Origin of the sequence: Pseudomonas sp. GZD-209 (assembly GCF_049310485.1) — a bacterium.
GTDB classification, from domain to species: domain Bacteria; phylum Pseudomonadota; class Gammaproteobacteria; order Pseudomonadales; family Pseudomonadaceae; genus Aquipseudomonas; species Aquipseudomonas sichuanensis.
The window spans coordinates 1-18,263 of sequence record NZ_JBMOWQ010000243.1; the positions used below are offsets into that span (position 1 = coordinate 1).

An 18,263-nucleotide genomic window follows, 5' to 3' on the forward strand; every position below is an offset into this window, starting at 1 on the left:
CCCGCGATTGCGATGGTGGCTTTGGCACTGCAATCGCGGGGCAAGCCCGCTCCCACGGTGGATGCAGTCTTCGTTGAAGAATGTGTTGCGAAAATCCCTGCGCTGAACCAATGCTCCTCGAACAGGCTACACTGCGCGTCTTTGCGTCCGGGGGCAGCATGTCGGGTTCCATCCTTTATATCCATGGCTTCAACAGCTCGCCGCTGTCGAAGAAGGCCCGCCAACTCGAGGCGGTCATGCAGCAGATCGGCCTCACTGACCAACTGCGCGTCCCAGCCCTGCATCACCACCCGCGCCAGGCCATCGCGCAGCTGGAGGCGGCCATCAGCGAGCTCGGCGCGCCCTTGCTGGTCGGCAGCTCGCTGGGCGGCTACTATGCCACCCACTTGGCCGAGCGCCACGGCCTCAAGGCCCTGCTGATCAACCCGGCGGTCGCCCCGCACCGGTTGTTCGATGGTTATCTCGGCACCCAGCGCAACCTTTATACCGACGAAGCCTGGGAGCTGACCCACGACCACGTGCAGGCCCTGGCCGAGCTGGAAGTGCCTGCCCCGCTGGATGCCAGTCGCTATCAAGTGTGGTTGCAGACCGCCGATGAAACACTGGACTATCGCCAGGCCGAGGGCTATTACCGAGCCTGTGCCCTGCGCATCCAGGCCGGTGGCGACCACAGCTACCAAGGCTTCGCCGAACAGCTCCCGGCGCTGCTGAGCTTTGCCGGTATTGCCCGTGGGCAGTATGCGGCGCTGGACTTTTCTGTACTTTGAGCTTTTTGCATTCACCTGACTGACGACGAGACCCCATGGCCAATCCCAGCGCTAGCGCCTATAACGCAGACGCCATCGAAGTCCTCTCGGGCCTTGACCCGGTCCGCAAACGCCCGGGCATGTACACCGACACCAGCCGGCCGAACCACCTGGCCCAGGAAGTCATCGACAACAGTGTCGACGAAGCCCTGGCTGGCCACGCCCGTTCGGTGCAGGTGATCCTGCACGCCGACCACTCGCTGGAAGTGTGCGACGACGGCCGCGGCATGCCGGTGGACATCCACCCCGAAGAGGGCGTGTCCGGTGTCGAACTGATCCTCACCAAGCTGCATGCCGGCGGCAAGTTCTCCAACAAGAACTACCAGTTCTCCGGCGGTTTGCACGGCGTTGGTATTTCGGTGGTCAACGCCCTGTCCACCCAGGTGCGGGTGCGCGTGAAGCGCGATGGCAACGAGTACCAGATGACCTTTGCCGACGGCTTCAAGGCCAGCGAGCTGGAGGTGGTCGGCACCGTCGGCAAGCGCAACACCGGCACCAGCGTGTACTTCACGCCTGATCCCAAGTACTTCGACTCGCCCAAGTTCTCCATCAGCCGCCTCAAGCACGTGCTCAAGGCCAAGGCCGTGCTGTGCCCGGGGCTGTCGATCAGCTTCGAGGACAAAGGCACCGGCGAGAAGGTCGAGTGGCACTACGAGGACGGCCTGCGTTCCTACCTGGTCGACTCGGTCAGCGAATACCTGCGCCTGCCCGACGAGCCGTTCTGCGGCAGCCTGGCCGGTAACAAGGAGGCGGTCGACTGGGCCCTGCTGTGGCTGCCGGAGGGCGGCGACAGCATCCAGGAAAGCTACGTCAACCTGATCCCCACCGCCCAGGGCGGCACCCACGTCAACGGCCTGCGCCAGGGCCTGCTGGATGCCATGCGCGAGTTCTGCGAGTTCCGCAACCTGCTGCCGCGTGGGGTCAAGCTGGCCCCGGAGGACGTCTGGGAGCGCATCAGCTTCGTCTTGTCGATGAAGATGCAGGAGCCGCAGTTCTCCGGCCAGACCAAGGAGCGCCTGTCGTCCCGCGAGGCGGCGGCGTTCGTCTCTGGTGTGGTCAAGGACGCGTTCAGCCTGTGGCTCAACGCCCACCCCGAGTTGGGCATGCAACTGGCCGAGCTGGCCATCAGCAATGCCGGCCGCCGCCTGAAGGCGAGCAAGAAGGTCGAGCGCAAGCGCGTCACCCAGGGGCCGGCGCTGCCGGGCAAGCTGGCTGACTGCGCAGGCCAAGACCCGATGCGCGCCGAGCTGTTCCTGGTCGAGGGTGACTCCGCCGGTGGTTCGGCCAAGCAGGCGCGGGACAAGGAGTTCCAGGCGATCCTGCCGCTGCGCGGCAAGATCCTCAACACCTGGGAGGTCGATGGCGGTGAAGTGCTGGCCAGCCAGGAAGTGCACAACATCGCCGTGGCCATCGGTGTCGATCCGGGTGCCACCGACCTGACCCAACTGCGCTACGGCAAGATCTGCATCCTCGCCGACGCCGACTCCGACGGCCTGCACATCGCCACCTTGCTGTGCGCGCTGTTCGTCCAGCATTTCCGCCCGCTGGTCGAGGCCGGTCACGTCTACGTGGCCATGCCACCGCTGTACCGCATCGACCTGGGCAAGGAGATCTACTACGCCCTCGACGAAGCCGAGCGTGATGGCATCCTTGATCGCCTGGTCGCCGAGAAGAAACGCGGCAAGCCGCAGGTCACCCGATTCAAGGGGCTGGGCGAGATGAACCCGCCGCAGCTGCGCGAAACCACCATGGACCCGAACACCCGGCGCCTGGTCCAGCTCACGCTCGACGACCTGGCGGGTACCACCGAGATCATGGACATGCTGCTGGCCAAGAAGCGCGCCGGTGACCGCAAGAACTGGCTGGAGACCAAAGGCAACCTGGCCGAGGTCCTGGTTTGATTCGTCCGCTCCTGGCACTTTGCCTGGCGTTGTCGATGTTGCCGGCCCTGGCGCAGGACTGGCCGGAGCTCAAGCTCACCCGCGAGCACCCGGTCGAAGGCATGCGTGGCGGTAACCTGTCCGGCCTGGCGGTGTGCCGCGGGGCGCTGTGGGCGGTGTCCGACCGTGACGATGACCGCATCTATCGCCTCGACCAGGGCGATAACACCTGGCGCGCCGAAGCGCTGGTGTTTACCCCGCCCGCGGCGCCGGACACCGGCCTGCCGTGGGGGCTGAAGTCGCGCAACTGGGCCGCATCGTTCATCCGTGGCGGAGCGCTGGATTTCGAAGGGATCGCCTGTGATCAGGCCGGTAACTTCTATGTCGTCAGCGAAGCGCATGCGGCGGTGCTGCAATTGCCAGCCTCGGGTGAACCGAACTGGTTGAAAATTGATCAGTCGATGGTCCGCCAGGCCCGTGCCAGTGGCATGTTGCTGCACTTCAATGCGTTGTTCGAAGGTCTGGCGATCAATCCGGCGGGCGACCGCCTGTGGCTGGCCGCAGAGCGCGAACGCCGTGGCCTGCTTTCGGTGCAGCGCCAGCAATCGGTATGGGCCTGCGGGCGCAGTTGCGTGATGTTCAGCGAGGCCGGCGTCGAGATGCAGCCAGCCCAGTTCCCGGGGGCACGCGCCCTGTCGCGGGACTTCGCCGACCTGGCGCTGTTCGACGGCAAGCTGTTCACCCTGGAGCGCAATGCCTACCGCATTTGCCGGCGTGATGCCGACAGCGGCGCGGTCGAGCGCTGCTGGTCGTTTGCCGCCGACGCGTTGCTGGCGCCCCGTCAGTACGATCAACCCTACGGTCTTGCCGAAGCGCTGGTGATTGACAAGGACGGCGCCTGGATTGGCGTGGACAACAACAACGGCGTGCGTGCCGATGGTGAGGCGCGGCCGATCGTCTGGCGCTTCGCCGCGCCACAGGGCGGCTGGAGCGGCAAACCATGAGCCAGGCACCGGGCAAACGTGCGGGCAAGGTGCTGATGGTGCTGGCCTGGGCGGCGGCGATGTTCCTCGCCACGCGTTTTTTCGGCGAGTGGGAAGCGCGTCAGGAAAACCCGAACAGCGAAGTGCAGAGCACCCAGGGCGATGGTTTCGTCGAAGTGCGCCTGCTGAGCAACGGCCAGGGGCATTTTGTCGCCGATGGCGCGATCAATGGCCGGGTGGTGCATTTCATGCTCGACACCGGGGCCACCGACGTGGCCATCCCCGAGGCGCTGGCCCGCGACCTCGATCTGGCCCGTGGTGCGCCCGTGACGCTGAGCACCGCCAATGGCCGCACGGAAGGTTACCGCACCCGTATCGACAGCCTGCTGCTGGGCGATATCCACCTGCGCGACGTGCGCGCCCTGGTGGTGCCCGGCCTCGACGGCCAGGCCGTGCTGCTGGGCATGAGCGCCCTCAAACAACTTGAATTTACCCAGCGCGGCGGCACCATGCTGCTGCGCCAGAACCTGAAATGACGAGGCCCGCATGAGCGACTCACTCGAACTCAGCCTGGACGGTGTCGAACGCCGTTCCCTGGCTGACTTCACCGAACAGGCCTACCTCAACTACTCCATGTACGTGATCATGGACCGCGCGCTGCCGCACATCGGCGACGGCCTCAAGCCGGTGCAGCGCCGTATCGTCTATGCCATGAGCGAGTTGGGGCTCGATGCCGATTCCAAGCACAAGAAGTCGGCGCGTACCGTCGGTGACGTGCTCGGCAAGTTCCACCCCCACGGCGATTCGGCCTGCTACGAAGCCATGGTGCTGATGGCCCAGCCGTTCAGCTACCGCTACACCCTGGTCGACGGCCAGGGTAACTGGGGTGCGCCGGACGATCCGAAGTCGTTCGCCGCCATGCGTTACACCGAGGCGCGTCTGTCGCGTTACTCCGAAGTGCTGCTCAGCGAGCTGGGCCAGGGTACGGCCGACTGGGTGCCGAACTTCGACGGCACCCTGCAGGAGCCGGCGGTATTGCCGGCGCGCCTGCCGAATATCCTGCTCAACGGTACCACCGGTATCGCCGTGGGCATGGCCACCGATGTGCCGCCGCACAACCTGCGCGAAGTGGCCAGTGCCTGCGTGCGCCTGCTCGACGAGCCCAAGGCCACGCTTGAGCAGCTGTGCGAACACATCCAGGGGCCGGACTACCCGACTGAGGCCGAGATCGTCACCCCACGCGCCGACATCCTCAAGATGTACGAGAGCGGCAAGGGCTCGATCCGCATGCGTGCGGTGTACCGCGTCGAAGACGGCGATATCGTCGTCACCGCGCTGCCTCACCAGGTCTCCGGGGCCAAGGTGCTGGAGCAGATCGCCGCGCAGATGCAGGCCAAGAAACTGCCGATGGTCGCTGACCTGCGCGACGAGTCGGACCACGAGAACCCCTGCCGCATCGTCATCATCCCGCGCTCCAACCGCGTCGATGCCGCCGAGCTGATGCAGCACCTGTTCGCCACCACCGACCTTGAGAGCACCTACCGGGTCAACGTCAACATCATCGGCCTCGACGGCCGTCCGCAGCTCAAGAGCCTGCGTGCCTTGTTGCTGGAGTGGCTGGAGTTCCGCATCGGTACCGTTCGTCGCCGCCTGCAGCACCGCCTGGACAAGGTCGAGCGCCGCCTGCACCTGTTGGAAGGCTTGCTCAAGGCGTTCCTCAACCTGGATGAAGTGATTCACATCATCCGCACCGAAGAGCACCCGAAGCAGGCGCTGATCGAGCGTTTCGAGCTGACCGAGATCCAGGCCGACTACATCCTCGAAACGCGCCTGCGTCAGTTGGCGCGCCTGGAGGAGATGAAGATCCGTGGCGAAACCGACGACCTGCTCAAGGAGCAGAAGCGCCTGACCACGCTGCTGGGCAGCGATGCCAAGCTGCGCAAGCTGGTACGCAGTGAACTGATCGAAGATGCCGAAACCTACGGCGACGACCGTCGCTCGCCGATCGTCGAGCGGGCCGAAGCCAAGGCTCTGTCGGAAAACGAGCTGATGCCGACCGAGCCAGTCACCGTGGTGCTGTCGGAGAAGGGCTGGGTGCGCTGCGCCAAGGGCCACGACATCGATGCCACGGGGCTTTCGTACAAGGCCGGCGATGGCTTCAAGGCCGCTGCCGCCGGGCGCTCCAACCAGTTTGCCGTATTGATCGACTCCACCGGGCGCAGCTACTCGGTGGCTGCCCACAGCCTGCCGTCCGCCCGTGGCCAGGGCGAGCCGTTGACCGGCCGCCTGACGCCGCCGCCAGGCGCTACCTTCGAGTGCGTGCTGCTGCCGGACGACGATGCCCTGTACGTGGTGGCGTCTGACGCCGGCTACGGCTTCGTGGTCAAGGGTGAAGACCTGCAGGCCAAGAACAAGGCCGGCAAGGGCCTGCTGAGCCTGCCAAACGGCGCCAAGGTCATGACCCCGCGCCCGGTGGCCGACCGCGAGCAGGATTGGCTGGCGGCAGTGACCACCGAAGGGCGCCTGCTGGTGTTCAAGGTTGCCGACCTGCCGCAGCTGGGCAAGGGCAAGGGCAACAAGATCATCGGCGTGCCGGGCGACCGGGTGGCCAGTCGTGAAGAATATGTCACCGATCTTGCGGTGGTCAGCGAGGGAGCGACCCTTGTTTTGCAGGCTGGCAAGCGTACCCTGTCTCTGAAACCGGACGACCTCGAGCATTACAAGGGTGAGCGCGGTCGCCGTGGTAGCAAATTGCCACGTGGTTTCCAGCGTGTCGATGCACTGCTGGTGGAAACCCCGGCATAAGCGGGTAGCACGTCTGCAGCGGCGCTTTCGGCGCCGTTGCAGGCGGAAATGCTGGAGTCGGGCCGCTATTTCGCGGATGATAGTGCACTTGTGGTGCCGGCGTGGCCGAGTGCCCGGATGAATTTATGTGAGTATCACTGCGGTCAGTCTTGAGGCGACCGCCTGGATGGGATGAATGAAATTTCTGCGCCTTCCATTTGCGCTGTTGATGACCGGGCTGTTGGGCCTGAGCGGGTGCAGCATGCATCAGCCGGTCGCCTTGTATCAGCTCGACAGCGGTGACCCTGGCCAGCCTTCGCAGGCGGCAGGCATGGCGGTGGTGCTTGGCCCTGTTTCGGTGGCCGACTACCTGCAACGCGAAACCTTCCTGCAGCGCCAGACCGATGGCAGCCTGACTGCGGCGACCGACGGGCGCTGGGCCGGCAGCCTTTCGTCGGATATCGATCAGTTGCTGGTGCGCCAGCTGGCCTGGCGCCTGGACAGCCAGCGCGTGGTGCTCGCGCCCGCCAGTGCCGGTTTCACCCCGGACGTGCAAGTGCTGCTGACCATCACCCGCCTGGATTCGGGCAAGAACCAGCCGGCGATCCTGGATGCGCAATGGCGTGTACTGGACCGTCGTGGCCAGGTGCGTGACAACCGCATCGTTCACCTCGAGCAGCCGCACCAAGGCAGCGAATCGGCCCAGGTGCAGGCCCAGGGGCAGTTGCTGCAGAAGCTCGCCGAGCAGCTGAGCAATACGGTCAAACCGCTGGCCAACCAGCCGGCCATCGCCGAGGAAGCGCCCCGCAAGCAGGCGGCGCCGGTACAGGTGAAGAAGGAGCCGGAGAAGTCGAAGATCCCGATGGCTTCACCGATCCGCACCGATATGGAAGTCTATCGGTTCTGATCTGCCAGACATGAAAAAGCCCGCAGCGATGCGGGCTTTTTTATTGCCTCGGTCTTCGCCGGCACGCCGGCGAAGGGGTTCAGCCAATCATCAGCTGCGCGCGTCGCGATCGCGCAGGCCCAGCAGGTACAGCACGCCATCCAGACCCAGCGTGGAGATTGCCTGCTTGGCCGACTGGCGCACCAGCGGCTTGGCGCGGAACGCCACACCCAGCCCGGCCAGCGACAGCATTGGCAGGTCGTTGGCGCCATCGCCCACGGCGATGGTCTGCTCCAGCTGCAGCCCTTCCTGATTGGCCAGCTGTTGCAGCAGCTCAGCCTTGCGCTGGGCGTCGACGATCGGCTCGACGGCCACGCCGGTCACTTTGCCATCGACCACTTCCAGCTCGTTGGCGAATACGTAGTCGATACCCAGGCGTGCCTGCACCTGCTTGGCGAAGTAGGTGAAGCCACCGGAAAGAATGGCGGTCTTGTAGCCCAGGCGCTTGAGTTCGGCGAACAGGTGTTCGGCACCCTCGGTCAAGCGCAGCGACGCGCCGATCTGGTCGAGTACGCCAACGTCCAGGCCCTTGAGCAGCGCCATGCGCTCCTTGAAGCTGGCGCGAAAATCCAGCTCGCCACGCATGGCACGCTCAGTGATCTCCGCCACTTGCTCGCCCACGCCAGCGGCCTTGGCCAGCTCGTCGATCACTTCGGCCTCGATCAGCGTGGAGTCCATGTCGAACACGGCCAGGCGGCGGTTGCGGCGGAACAGGTCGTCGCGCTGGAAGGCGATGTCGATGTTCAGTGCTTCGCACAGGGCAAAGAAGTCGGCACGCAGGGCCTGGGCATCGGTTGGTTCGCCACGCGCGGAAATCTCCAGCGCGGCCTTGCCGTTATCGGCATCGGCATCCAGCGCCACACGGGCGGACAGGCGCTCGATGCGCTCGATGGTCAGGCCGTATTGGCTGATGATCGCGCTGACCCGCTGCAACTGCTCCGGGGTGACCCGGCGGCTGAGCAGGGTGACGATATGGCGCGCCTCGCCCTGGCTGTCGGCCCAGTGCTGGTAATCGGCTTCGGAGATCGGCGTGTAACGTGCCTGCAGGTTCAGCTCGTGGGCTTTCGATTGCACGCTTTGCAGCAGCCCGGTGGCGACCTCGTTGTCGGGAATGTCGACCAGGATGCCGAACGACAGCGTGCCGTGCATCACCGCCAAACCGATGTCGAGGATGTTCACACCGCCCTGGAGCAGGACGCCGGTGATGGCAGCGGTAAGACCCGGACGGTCTTCACCAGTGATGTTGATCAGGACGATTTCGCGCAAGACCGGGCTCCGACTTCGATGAAAAATGCGCATTCTACCGATTTTCCGTGACCATCGGGCGCCAACGATACTTTGCCGACAAAACTCTGCTCGCTATACTGCGCAGCACTTTCTCGCCATTAAGAGCCGCGCTCTGTGAACCGGCCCACGCCAGTCAAAACCGACAACTTCTTCCTGATGATCTACCGAGCCCTCAGCCAGCGCCGAATCCCCCTGGCCCTGCGTATCGCCAGCCATAACATCTTCCTGGTGGCCCTGGCCCTGGTGATCTATGCCTGCGTGATGGGTTTGCAGTTCAAGCAGGCCATGCATGAGCAGGCCGATGCCGTTGGCCAGAGCCTGACCACGCAGACCGCCACCTCGGCCACCGAACTGCTGGTGTCCAACGACATCCTCAGCCTCAATGTGCTGCTCGGCAACCTGGTGAAGAACCCGCTGGTGGCGCATGCCGCCATCTACAGCGTGGACAACCGCATCCTCGCCGAGGCCGGCCAGCGCCCGCGCAACAGCCTGCTGGGCGAGGCAGAAGGGGTGTACCAGACCAAGATCACCTTCCAGGACGTGACCGCCGGCCAACTGCGCATCAGCCTGGACATGAGCCAGTTCCAGCAGCCGATGCTGATCAGCCTGCAGAGCATGGGCATCCTTGCCGCCATCCTGCTGGCGCTGGCCCTCACCCTGAGCCTGCGCCTGGGCCGTTTCATCTCCACCCCGCTGCTGCAACTGCGGGTCTGGCTGCGCGACCCGCACCCCTACACCCCGGCCATCGACCGCCAGGACGAAATCGGCGACCTGGCCCGCCAACTGCACGCCCGCCTCGCACCGCCACCGCCGCCGGAGCCAGAGGTAGAGGAAGAAGACGACTTCGACGACGCGCCGGTAGCGCCAAAGGCCGCCCCGCGCGCCAAGCCCGCCGTGCACGAGGCTGACGACGATGACGAGGCCTTTGCCGGCCTGATGGACGAAGAAACCGCCCCCGCCAAGCCGATCGCCGTCGAGTCGAACGAGCCCCAGAGCAGCGCCGTGCTGGCCGTCCAGCTGGGCTCCCAGGAGCAACTGCGCCGCCTGCCGCGCACCCGCCTGGCCGAGCTGCTGGAACGCTACAACGACTGCCTCGACCAGGCTGCCTCGCTGTATGAAGGCGAAGTACACACGCTGAGCGACGGCGGCACCCTGCTGCTGTTCCACAGCCGCGACTGTGGCGAGGACTACCTGACCAACGCCATCTGCTGTGGTGAGCTGCTGCGTGCCCTGGGCCATGCCCTGCAGATCGAGGTGGCCGACAGCGGCATCACCCTGCAACTGCAACTGGGCCTGGTGTTGGCCGATGACCTGCAGGGCCTGGACCAGGTTGACCTGCTGATGACCGAACAGGCCCAGGACGCCCTGGCGCTATCGCAGCACAGCCGCAACCTGCTGCTGGTGGAGCGGCGTATCAGCGACGATGCCCTGGTGCGCCAGCGTGCGCGCATCCGCCCGATCGCCAGCCCCGAGGGCGCGAGCTGCGTGGAGCGGTTGATGGAGCCGTACCCGTCGATGCTGGAGCGCCAGCTGGCACGGATGCACGAACGCCGCGCCTGATACGCCATGCACCAAAAGAAAAGGCCCTGCAGATGCAGGGCCTTTTTCATTGCGGCGGCGGATCAGGCCTGGGCTGGCTGCGCCAGCAGTTCACCCATGCGCACGGCAGACGCTGCGCCGAGGTTTTCAGCCCACTTCACCTGCTCTGGCCCGAACAGCACGATCGCCGTGGAGCCCAGCTTGAAGCGGCCCAGTTCGGCGCCTTTCTCCAGGTGGATCGGTGCGCGGCTGGCTTCGTCGTAGCGGAAGGTCTTGAGCTCGCGCTTCGGTGGCGTGACCAGGCCGGCCCAGACGGTCTCGATCGAGGCGACGATCATTGCGCCAACCAGCACTACCGCCATCGGCCCACGTTCGGTGTCGAACAGGCAGACCACACGCTCGTTGCGGGCGAACAGCTCGGGGACGTTCTCTGCGGTGGTCTGGTTGACCGAGAACAGCCGGCCAGGCACGTAGACCATCTCGCGCAGGGTGCCGGCCAGCGGCATGTGCACGCGGTGGTAGTCCTTGGGCGACAGGTAGATGGTGGCGAACTCGCCGCCCATGAAGGGTGCGGCCAGGGCCGGGTCGCCGCCCAGCAGCTCCAGGGCGCTGAAGCTGTGGCCCTTGGCCTGGAAGATGCGGCCATGCTCGATCGGGCCGAGCTGGCTGACCGCGCCGTCGGCCGGGCAGAGGATGGCGCCGGGGGTCTCGTCCAGCGGGCGGGCGCCGGGCTTGAGGGCACGGGTGAAGAAGGCGTTGAAGTGCTCGTAGGCAGTCAAGTCTTCGACCAGCGCTTCGGACATGTTGACCTGGTAGCGCTTGGCGAACCAGGCGGTGAAGGCATTCTTGAACCAGCGCGCGCGGCATTCGGCGACGCAGCCGGCCAGGCGCGACAGCAAGTGGTGCGGCAGCAGGTGCTGGCTGATGATGAACAAACGGGATTTCATTGAGCGTCCTTAAACTTCTACGGGCGTGTCGGGGTGGTTGCCCCATTCGCTCCACGAGCCGGCGTAAGCCTTGATGCGTGGGTAACCGAGGGCCTTGGCCACCAGATAGGTGAAACCGGAGCGGCGGTGGGTCTGGCAGTGGGTGATCACTTCCTTGTCTGGGGTGATGCCCAGTTGTTCGAGCACTTCCCTGATGTCCTTGCGGATGCGCAGGTGGTCGTTAAGGTCCATGCCGGCGGTCCACTCGAAGTTGATCGCGCCGGGGATGTGCCCGCCTTTGGCGGCCAGGACTTTTTCACCGCTGAACTCCTGCGGGCCGCGAGCGTCCCAGACCACCAGGTCGTCGGCGCCCAGGCGGCTTTGCAGGTATTCGCGGGTGGCGGTCGGCTCGCTGTGCAACTGCAGGCGCACCGGGGTGCTGGCGGGTGCCGGCGCCTCGGTGGACAGCTTGTCTGCCGGCCAGGCCTGAATGCCGCCGTTGAGGTAGTGGTAGTTCCGGTGGCCGATCACGTCGAGCAGCCAGATGAAGCGCCCGGCCCAGCCGCCCCCTTCATCGTCGTAAACCACATAGACGGCATCGTTGCGGTGGCCGAGCTCGCTGAACAGTTTCTCCAGATCGCCCAGTGCCGGCAGCAGGCCGGGTGCTGGTGGTTGCCCCAGCTGGGTGCGTTTGCCCTCGACGAAGCGGGCCCCCGGGATGTGCCCGCTGACGTAGCGATTGGCACTGCTCAGGTCGACCAGGATCAGCTCTGGCGAAGCCAGGCGCGGTAGCAGGTCCTCGGCTTCGATCACCAGGGGCAAGCCGGAAAAGTCAGTCATCCACGGTCTCCAGGGCGGAAAGAGCAGCGATTGTAGCGCAAGGCTCAGGCATTGCGGTTGGCAAACACGGCCAGGGCGCGCTCGATGCATTGCGCGGTCTTGCCGAAGGCTTGCACGCTGACATCGGCCAGCGGCTTGCCGCCCTGGTCGACCACCGCCAGCATCAACACCTGTTCGCCGACGGCCAGCGAGCGCAGCAGCAGGTGCTCGCTACGGAAGAACGCCCGCAGCGGGGCCGGCAGCAGTGCGGCGAACTGGGCGTGGTTTTCCGGCGTCAGGCGCAGTTGCCCGGCTTTGCTCATCAACTTTTGCAGCAGTTTGTTCTGCCCGATCGCCAGCGCCATGGCGTCAGCCTCCTTGGGCAGGCCGGCGGTCTGCTGCACGCGCAGGTAGTCGCTGGCCTTGTCCAGGCTCAGCAGCATGATGCGCTGCATGCCGCACGCCAGCAGCGCCTCGCGCGCTTGCGTGGCCAGGTGCACGGTGTTGGAGAACGGGCTTGGCTGGGCCAGCAGTTCCTGGCACAGCGTGCGCCAGTGGGCCAGCGCTTCGGCGCTGGGCGGCGGCGGGGTGAGCATGTCTGGGTGCGGGCGGCGCTGGTGCCAGGGCCAGATCAGCGCTTCGGCCGGGTGGAACAGGGCGTGGCGCGCATGGTGGCGGGCGCTGGCGGCGGCCTGTTGGTGGACCTGCTGCTGCACATCTTCCAGCGAAGTCTGCAGGTACAGCGCGGTCAGCAGTTGCCAGCGCAGCAGGTGCGGATTGTCCCAGCCGACCTGCGCCGCCAGCGCCAGGCCATTGGCGAGCAAGACGGTGTTGGGCGGCTGGTTGAACCAGCGGCGCAGGGCCGGCTCCTCGTCCAGGCGCTGCTGTTGTGCCAGGGCCTCGGGTTCGCGGGCGATGGCCAGTACCTGGGCCAGCTGCTCGCGTTCGTCGATCAGCAGGCGATAGCCCTGGGTGACCCAGCCAGGCAGGCGCCAGTGCTCGGCCACGGCCTGGCACAGCGACATGATGCGCACGCCGAACAGTTCATGCTCGACCGTGGCTGCGTCCTCGCCTTTGTGGATAACCCGCAGCTCCCAGGTGTCCAGCAGTTTCGGGTAGGCCAGGGCCAGCGGCCACAGCGGCGAGAGGAACAGCAGGCTGCCCCAATGGATGTCCTGCCACAGCCGCGCCAGGCGGCTGGCGAACAGGCCGTTGGCTTGTTGCGCGGCATGCTGGCTGATCAGCAGGAACTGGCGCAGCACCGGCGGGATCTCGTCGCCGGGCAGGGTGGGCAGGCGTGCCAGCAGTTGACTGGTACGTTCAAGGCCCAGGCGATTCAGGGCAACTTCCAGGCTTTCGGCGGGGTCGGCCTGGCTGGGGCTGGCCGGATGGTTGGCTTCGCGCATCACGCACAGCACCAGGGCGGGGCTGTCCTGCAGCAGTTCGGCGATCTCGCGCAGCGAGCGACGGCTGTCGGCGATGGCCTTGACCACCTGGTCGTGGCTCTCTTTCGGCACCGGCAGGCGCACCCCGTCGAGCAGCTTTACCCAGGCCTCTAGCGTCGCGGGAACCTTACTTGGCACCTTGGTTTCAATTGGCATTTTGACATCAGTCCGAACTGGCTTTTCGCGATGAGTGGCTATAGTCTGGCGCAGTTGTGCCGATAAGTAGAAGAAGAGTTTTAAAGCTCCCGTCCCCGACCCTGACCACGACAGCAAGTGCTTTGAACCTATGGCTAAAATTATCGGCATCATCGTCGTATTCGCGAGCGTGCTCGGCGGCTACGTGCTTTCCCACGGCAAGATCGCGGCGCTGATTCAGCCGTTCGAAGTGCTGATCATCGGCGGCGCCGCGTTCGGTGCATTCCTTCAGGCGAACCCTGGCTACATGACCATGCATGTGGTCAAGAAGTCGCTGAAGATGTTCGGCAGCCGTTTCACCCATACTTTCTACCTGGAAGTGCTGGGCCTGGTATACGAGATCCTCAACAAGAGTCGCCGCGAAGGCATGATGGCCATCGAGGGTGACATCGAGGACGCCGCCGCCAGCCCGATCTTCGCCAAGTACCCCGCGGTACTGGGCGATGAACGCATGACCGCCTATATCTGCGACTACCTGCGCATCATGTCCACCGGCAACATGGCTCCCCACGAGCTCGAAGGCCTGTTCGACATGGAGCTGCTGAGCATGAAGGAAGAGCTGGAGCACCCGTCCCACGCGGTGAACGGCATCGCCGACGGCATGCCCGGCTTCGGTATCGTCGCGGCGGTACTGGGTATCGTGGTGACCATGGCGTCGCTGGGCGACGGCGACCAGGCGTCGATCGGCCTGCACGTAGGTGCGGCGCTGGTCGGTACCTTCTTCGGTATTCTGGCCGCCTATGGCTTCTTCGGCCCGTTGGCCAAGTGCCTGGAGCACGATGCCAAGGAAGAACTCAACCTGTACGAGTCGATCAAGGCTTCGCTGGTCGCGTCCGCCTCGGGCATGCCGCCTTCGCTGGCTGTCGAGTTCGGGCGCAAGGTGCTGTACCCCAAGCACCGTCCAAGCTTCGCCGAGCTGGAACAAGCGGTCCGCGGTCGCTAAGCCATGGAGAACAATCAGCCCATCATCATCAAGCGCGTAAAGCGCTTCGGTGGAGGCCACCATGGCGGCGCCTGGAAGATCGCCTTCGCCGACTTCGCCACGGCGATGATGGCGTTCTTCCTCGTGCTGTGGCTGCTTTCCACCGCCACGCCCGAGCAGAAGATCGCCATTGCCGGCTACTTCAAGGACCCGATCGGCTTCTCCGAAAGCGGCACGCCGTACATCATCGACCTGGGTGGCTCGCCACAGCTGGCCCCCGAAAAGACCATCAACCCCGAGACCAAGTCCGAGCCGACGCCTGATACCAGTATCCAGCTGGACAAGGACAAGGTCGAGACCATGGCCGAGCAGGTCGAGCGCGAGCGCCTGGAGCTGTTGCTGCAGGAGCTGCAGAACAAGGTCGAGGAAAACCCGCAACTGCAGAAGTTCAAGGACCAGATCCTGTTCGAGATCACCCAGGACGGCCTGCGCATCCAGATCATGGACGCCGAGAACCGGCCGATGTTCGACATTGGCAGTGCGCGGTTGCAGCCGTACTTCGAGGACATCCTGCTGGCCATGGCCGACACCATCAAGGCGGTGCCGAACAAGATCAGCATCAGTGGCCACACCGATGCCAAGCCGTACTCCGGTACCGGTGACTATGGCAACTGGGAGCTGTCGGCCAACCGTGCCAACGCCGCGCGTCGTGCGCTGGTCGCGGGTGGTTACCCGGATGAGCAGGTGGCGCGGGTGGTGGGGTATGCGTCGTCGTCGCTGTTCGACCGCAAGAATCCGTTCAACCCGGTCAACCGCCGTATCGACATCATCGTCCTGACCAAGAAGGCCCAGCGCACCATCGAGGGTGAGCAGGGTGCGCCTGAGGCCCAGCCGCAAGCGACGCCGCCGGCCCAGGGTGCGCCAGGCGCCGCCGCTCCGGCGCCGCAGGACCCGATGCAGCCCCGTGAACTGCGTCAGAAGCTGAACATCTTCGAGGATGGTGTGTTGAAGATGGATGAGCAGAAGAACCAGTAAACCGGTTGCTGCCAGGCAAAACGCCCGTGATTGCGTACGCAGTCACGGGCGTTTTGCTTTGTGAAGGGCCTGTGGGAGCGGGTTTACCCGCGAACACCGGCGAAGCCGGTGCCATGCATCGCGTCGCCTGCTTCGCGGGTAAACCCGCTCCCACAGGGCTTGTGAACCCGCCGCTCTGCCGCGGCCTCAGTAGCTGTCTTGCGGCAGGCTGGCGATGATTGAGCGGTAGCTGTTCATCCGCTGCTGCGTCACGCTGCCCTCATCCAGTGCCTTGAGCAATGCACAGCCCGGTTCGCGGTCGTGTTTGCAGTCGCGGAAGCGGCAATGGCCGATCAGCTCGCGGAACTCGATGAAGCCATCTTCCACATCGTCACGGCTGACATGGCCCAGGCCGAACTCGCGGATACCCGGGGAGTCGATCAGATCGCCGCCGTTGGGGAAGTGATAGAGCCGCGCGGTGGTGGTGGTGTGGGTGCCCTGGCCCGACCATTCGGACAGGTCGCCGACGCGGGTGCCGGCGTCAGGCAGCAGGCTGTTGACCAGCGACGACTTGCCCACCCCCGACTGGCCGACGAACACACTGATATGGCCATCCAGCGTCTGTTGCAGGCGCTGCATGCCATCGCCCTGGTGGGCCGATACTTCCAGCAACGGGTAGCCGAGCCCGCGATACACCTCGAGCATGGCGTTGAGCGTCGGGGCGTTCTCGTCGTTGATCAGGTCGGCCTTGTTGAGCAGCAGCAGCGGGCGGATACCGGCATGCTCGGCGGCCACCAGGTAGCGATCGATCAGGTTGGGGTGCGGTTCCGGCGCGGGTGCGAAGACGATGACGATCAGGTCGACGTTGGCCGCCACCGGTTTGAGCTGGCCATGATTGTTCGGCCGGCACAGCTCGGTGCTGCGCGGCATCTGGGCGACGATCACGCCGATGCCCTGGTTGCCGGCGCGCCATACCACGCGATCGCCGGTGACCAGCGCCGGCAGGTTGGCCCGCAGGTGGCAGCGGAATACCTGGCCGGCGTCGTCGCCGTCCTGGGCCTCGACCTCGACCTGCACACCGAAGTGGGCGATCACCAGGCCCAACTGCTCCGGCCCCAGGTCGCCACCTTCGAGCTCTTGCAGTGCATGCTGCTCGCGTTTGGCGGCGCGGGCGGCGCGTTCACCCTGGATCTTTTCGATGCGCCAGTTCTGGCGGCGGTTGAGCTGGCGTTTGGCCATGAAGGTTCCGTATCGGCGGGGCAGTGAGAAAACCGCGGCAGTTTAGCATGGCCCGCCCACGCACCGCCTTGCTGGGCTAATATGACGGCCTATTCGAGGAGCACTTTCATGCAGAACCCACAGAACCTGATCTGGATCGACCTGGAAATGACCGGCCTGGACCCGGACAGCGACGTCATCATCGAGATGGCCACCATCGTCACCGACAGCGAGCTGAACACCCTGGCCGAAGGCCCGGTGATCGCCATTCATCACAGCGATGAAGTGCTGGCACGCATGGATGAGTGGAACACCCGCACCCACGGCGGCTCGGGCCTGACCCAGCGTGTGCGCGAGAGCAAGATCAGCATGGCCGAGGCCGAGGCGCAGACCATCGCCTTCCTGGAGCAGTGGGTGCCCAAGGGCAAGTCGCCGATCTGTGGCAACAGCATCTGCCAGGATCGCCGCTTCCTGTACCGGCACATGCGCGGGCTGGAAAACTACTTCCACTACCGCAACCTCGACGTCTCCACGCTCAAGGAGCTGGCCGCGCGCTGGGCGCCGAACGTGCGTGACAGCTTCAAGAAGGGCAGCACCCACCTGGCCCTGGACGACATTCGCGAATCGATCGCCGAACTGCGTCACTACCGCGAGCACTTCATCAAGGTCTGAGCTTGCCGTGCGCCGACAATCGTCGGCGCGCCCTCTTTTGGTGCCTCGCGCGACTGGGTAGACTGCGCGCCTTTCCCGCACGGACCTGCACCATGTTGTTGATGCTCTACCTCATCGCCATCACCGCCGAAGCCATGACTGGCGCCCTGTCTGCCGGCCGTCGCGGCATGGACTGGTTCGGTGTGGTGCTGATTGCCTGCGTTACCGCCCTGGGTGGCGGTTCGGTGCGTGACGTGCTGCTCGGGCACTATCCGCTGACCTGGGTAAAACACCCGGAATACCTGGTGCTGACCAGTTTTGCCGCGCTGGTGACCATCTTCATCGCCCCCTTGATGCGCCATCTGCGCTCATTGTTCCTGGTGCTCGATGCCCTGGGGCTGGTGGCGTTCACCCTGATCGGCTGCATGACCGCGCTGGAGATGGGGCAGGGCTTCCTGGTCGCCTCGATCAGCGGGGTGATCACCGGGGTATTCGGCGGCATCCTGCGGGATATCTTCTGCAACGACATCCCGTTGGTGTTCCGGCGCGAGCTGTACGCCAGCGTGTCGTTCGCGGCGGCGTGGTTCTACCTGGGCTGCGTGTACTTCAAGGTGCCGGCGGAGCAGGCGATGCTGCTGACCCTGTTTGGCGGGTTCCTGGTGCGCTTGCTGGCGATCCGTTTCCACTGGGAAATGCCCAAGTTCCACTACAACGACCAGCAGTGAATGGTGCGCGGCTGCTGCGGGATGCAGGAGCTGTTCGGCTACTCGTGGGAGCGGGGGGGGGGGGGGGGGGGGGGGGGAGAAAGGGAAAAGAGAGCAAGGAGGAGAAAGAGTCACAACACAAAC

General features: G+C 65.1%; 16 protein-coding genes. 11 read left to right on the forward strand and 5 right to left on the reverse strand.

Annotation, left to right across the window (positions count from 1 at the left end):
- The first annotated feature begins 158 nt into the window (after window positions 1-158).
- The 6 genes from ACO6VM_RS24085 to ACO6VM_RS24110 all read left to right on the forward strand — a co-directional run bounded on the left by ACO6VM_RS24085 (window position 159) and on the right by ACO6VM_RS24110 (window position 7,360).
- Window positions 159-767: a YqiA/YcfP family alpha/beta fold hydrolase gene (locus ACO6VM_RS24085; protein ID WP_422403902.1), complete on the forward strand. Its 609-nt coding sequence runs from the start codon at window positions 159-161 to the stop codon at window positions 765-767.
- Window positions 768-802: 35 nt separating this feature from the next.
- Window positions 803-2,707, forward strand: a complete 1,905-nt coding sequence (gene parE / locus ACO6VM_RS24090; RefSeq protein ID WP_110996466.1) for a DNA topoisomerase IV subunit B — start codon at window positions 803-805, stop codon at window positions 2,705-2,707.
- Window positions 2,704-3,690 (forward strand): esterase-like activity of phytase family protein, encoded by a 987-nt coding sequence (locus tag ACO6VM_RS24095; protein ID WP_422403903.1) that lies wholly within the window; start codon window positions 2,704-2,706, stop codon window positions 3,688-3,690. The genes parE and ACO6VM_RS24095 overlap by 4 nt, the downstream gene beginning before the upstream one ends.
- The gene (locus tag ACO6VM_RS24100) at window positions 3,687-4,205 is read left to right on the forward strand and encodes a retropepsin-like aspartic protease family protein (RefSeq protein WP_401055441.1); all 519 of its coding nucleotides are present in this window, start codon (window positions 3,687-3,689) and stop codon (window positions 4,203-4,205) included. The genes ACO6VM_RS24095 and ACO6VM_RS24100 overlap by 4 nt, the downstream gene beginning before the upstream one ends.
- A gap of 10 nt (window positions 4,206-4,215) precedes the next feature.
- Window positions 4,216-6,474 carry a DNA topoisomerase IV subunit A gene (parC, locus tag ACO6VM_RS24105; RefSeq protein WP_258643407.1) on the forward strand — a complete coding sequence of 753 codons (2,259 nt, stop codon included), beginning with the start codon at window positions 4,216-4,218 and terminating at the stop codon, window positions 6,472-6,474.
- Window positions 6,475-6,649: 175 nt separating this feature from the next.
- A complete protein-coding gene (locus tag ACO6VM_RS24110; RefSeq protein ID WP_110996462.1) occupies window positions 6,650-7,360 on the forward strand; it encodes a PqiC family protein in 711 nt (236 codons plus the stop codon).
- Between the two features lie 90 nt (window positions 7,361-7,450).
- On the opposite strand, the gene serB is transcribed toward ACO6VM_RS24110, so the two are convergent.
- Complete coding sequence (serB, locus tag ACO6VM_RS24115; protein WP_323830439.1) at window positions 7,451-8,665, reverse strand: phosphoserine phosphatase SerB; 1,215 nt, start codon at window positions 8,663-8,665, stop codon at window positions 7,451-7,453.
- Between the two features lie 135 nt (window positions 8,666-8,800).
- Here serB and ACO6VM_RS24120 point away from each other — a divergent pair, with 135 nt between their 5' ends.
- Window positions 8,801-10,246, forward strand: a complete 1,446-nt coding sequence (locus tag ACO6VM_RS24120) for a histidine kinase (RefSeq protein WP_401055437.1) — start codon at window positions 8,801-8,803, stop codon at window positions 10,244-10,246.
- 62 nt (window positions 10,247-10,308) lie between these two features.
- Here the strand turns inward: ACO6VM_RS24120 and asd are convergent, their stop codons facing one another.
- From asd to ACO6VM_RS24135, 3 genes are read right to left on the reverse strand one after another with little or no spacing between them, the layout of a single operon-like run.
- Window positions 10,309-11,172 (reverse strand): archaetidylserine decarboxylase, encoded by an 864-nt coding sequence (asd, locus tag ACO6VM_RS24125; RefSeq protein WP_110996147.1) that lies wholly within the window; start codon window positions 11,170-11,172, stop codon window positions 10,309-10,311.
- Window positions 11,173-11,181: 9 nt separating this feature from the next.
- Window positions 11,182-11,991 (reverse strand): rhodanese-like domain-containing protein, encoded by an 810-nt coding sequence (locus ACO6VM_RS24130; RefSeq protein WP_422403904.1) that lies wholly within the window; start codon window positions 11,989-11,991, stop codon window positions 11,182-11,184.
- A 44-nt stretch (window positions 11,992-12,035) separates the two neighbouring features.
- Entirely contained in the window at window positions 12,036-13,571 is a 1,536-nt protein-coding gene (locus tag ACO6VM_RS24135) for an HDOD domain-containing protein (RefSeq protein WP_422403905.1), read from the reverse strand.
- Between the two features lie 130 nt (window positions 13,572-13,701).
- Here ACO6VM_RS24135 and motA point away from each other — a divergent pair, with 130 nt between their 5' ends.
- Window positions 13,702-14,553 (forward strand): flagellar motor stator protein MotA, encoded by an 852-nt coding sequence (gene motA, locus ACO6VM_RS24140; RefSeq protein ID WP_125860666.1) that lies wholly within the window; start codon window positions 13,702-13,704, stop codon window positions 14,551-14,553.
- Between the two features lie 3 nt (window positions 14,554-14,556).
- Complete coding sequence (gene motB / locus ACO6VM_RS24145) at window positions 14,557-15,567, forward strand: flagellar motor protein MotB (RefSeq protein ID WP_401055432.1); 1,011 nt, start codon at window positions 14,557-14,559, stop codon at window positions 15,565-15,567.
- Window positions 15,568-15,753: 186 nt separating this feature from the next.
- Here motB and rsgA read toward each other — a convergent pair whose 3' ends face one another.
- Window positions 15,754-16,785 (reverse strand): small ribosomal subunit biogenesis GTPase RsgA, encoded by a 1,032-nt coding sequence (rsgA, locus tag ACO6VM_RS24150; protein WP_125465763.1) that lies wholly within the window; start codon window positions 16,783-16,785, stop codon window positions 15,754-15,756.
- A 108-nt stretch (window positions 16,786-16,893) separates the two neighbouring features.
- On the opposite strand from rsgA, the gene orn reads away from it, so the two are divergent.
- Together orn and ACO6VM_RS24160 are read left to right on the forward strand one after the other, a co-directional pair.
- Window positions 16,894-17,436, forward strand: a complete 543-nt coding sequence (orn, locus tag ACO6VM_RS24155; protein WP_110996141.1) for an oligoribonuclease — start codon at window positions 16,894-16,896, stop codon at window positions 17,434-17,436.
- Between the two features lie 92 nt (window positions 17,437-17,528).
- On the forward strand, window positions 17,529-18,140 hold the full coding sequence (locus tag ACO6VM_RS24160) for a trimeric intracellular cation channel family protein (RefSeq protein ID WP_110996140.1): 612 nt from the start codon (window positions 17,529-17,531) through the stop codon (window positions 18,138-18,140).
- Window positions 18,141-18,263 lie beyond the last annotated feature (123 nt).

Coding starts and splice junctions, on each gene's coding strand:
- ACO6VM_RS24085 (WP_422403902.1), top strand. CDS start 159: ATGTCGGGTTCCATCCTTTATATCCATGGCTTCAACAGCTCGCCGCTG.
- parE (WP_110996466.1), top strand. CDS start 803: ATGGCCAATCCCAGCGCTAGCGCCTATAACGCAGACGCCATCGAAGTC.
- ACO6VM_RS24100 (WP_401055441.1), top strand. CDS start 3,687: ATGAGCCAGGCACCGGGCAAACGTGCGGGCAAGGTGCTGATGGTGCTG.
- parC (WP_258643407.1), top strand. CDS start 4,216: ATGAGCGACTCACTCGAACTCAGCCTGGACGGTGTCGAACGCCGTTCC.
- ACO6VM_RS24110 (WP_110996462.1), top strand. CDS start 6,650: ATGAAATTTCTGCGCCTTCCATTTGCGCTGTTGATGACCGGGCTGTTG.
- asd (WP_110996147.1), bottom strand. CDS start 11,172: ATGAAATCCCGTTTGTTCATCATCAGCCAGCACCTGCTGCCGCACCAC.
- ACO6VM_RS24130 (WP_422403904.1), bottom strand. CDS start 11,991: ATGACTGACTTTTCCGGCTTGCCCCTGGTGATCGAAGCCGAGGACCTG.
- ACO6VM_RS24135 (WP_422403905.1), bottom strand. CDS start 13,571: ATGCCAATTGAAACCAAGGTGCCAAGTAAGGTTCCCGCGACGCTAGAG.
- motA (WP_125860666.1), top strand. CDS start 13,702: ATGGCTAAAATTATCGGCATCATCGTCGTATTCGCGAGCGTGCTCGGC.
- motB (WP_401055432.1), top strand. CDS start 14,557: ATGGAGAACAATCAGCCCATCATCATCAAGCGCGTAAAGCGCTTCGGT.
- rsgA (WP_125465763.1), bottom strand. CDS start 16,785: ATGGCCAAACGCCAGCTCAACCGCCGCCAGAACTGGCGCATCGAAAAG.
- orn (WP_110996141.1), top strand. CDS start 16,894: ATGCAGAACCCACAGAACCTGATCTGGATCGACCTGGAAATGACCGGC.
- ACO6VM_RS24160 (WP_110996140.1), top strand. CDS start 17,529: ATGTTGTTGATGCTCTACCTCATCGCCATCACCGCCGAAGCCATGACT.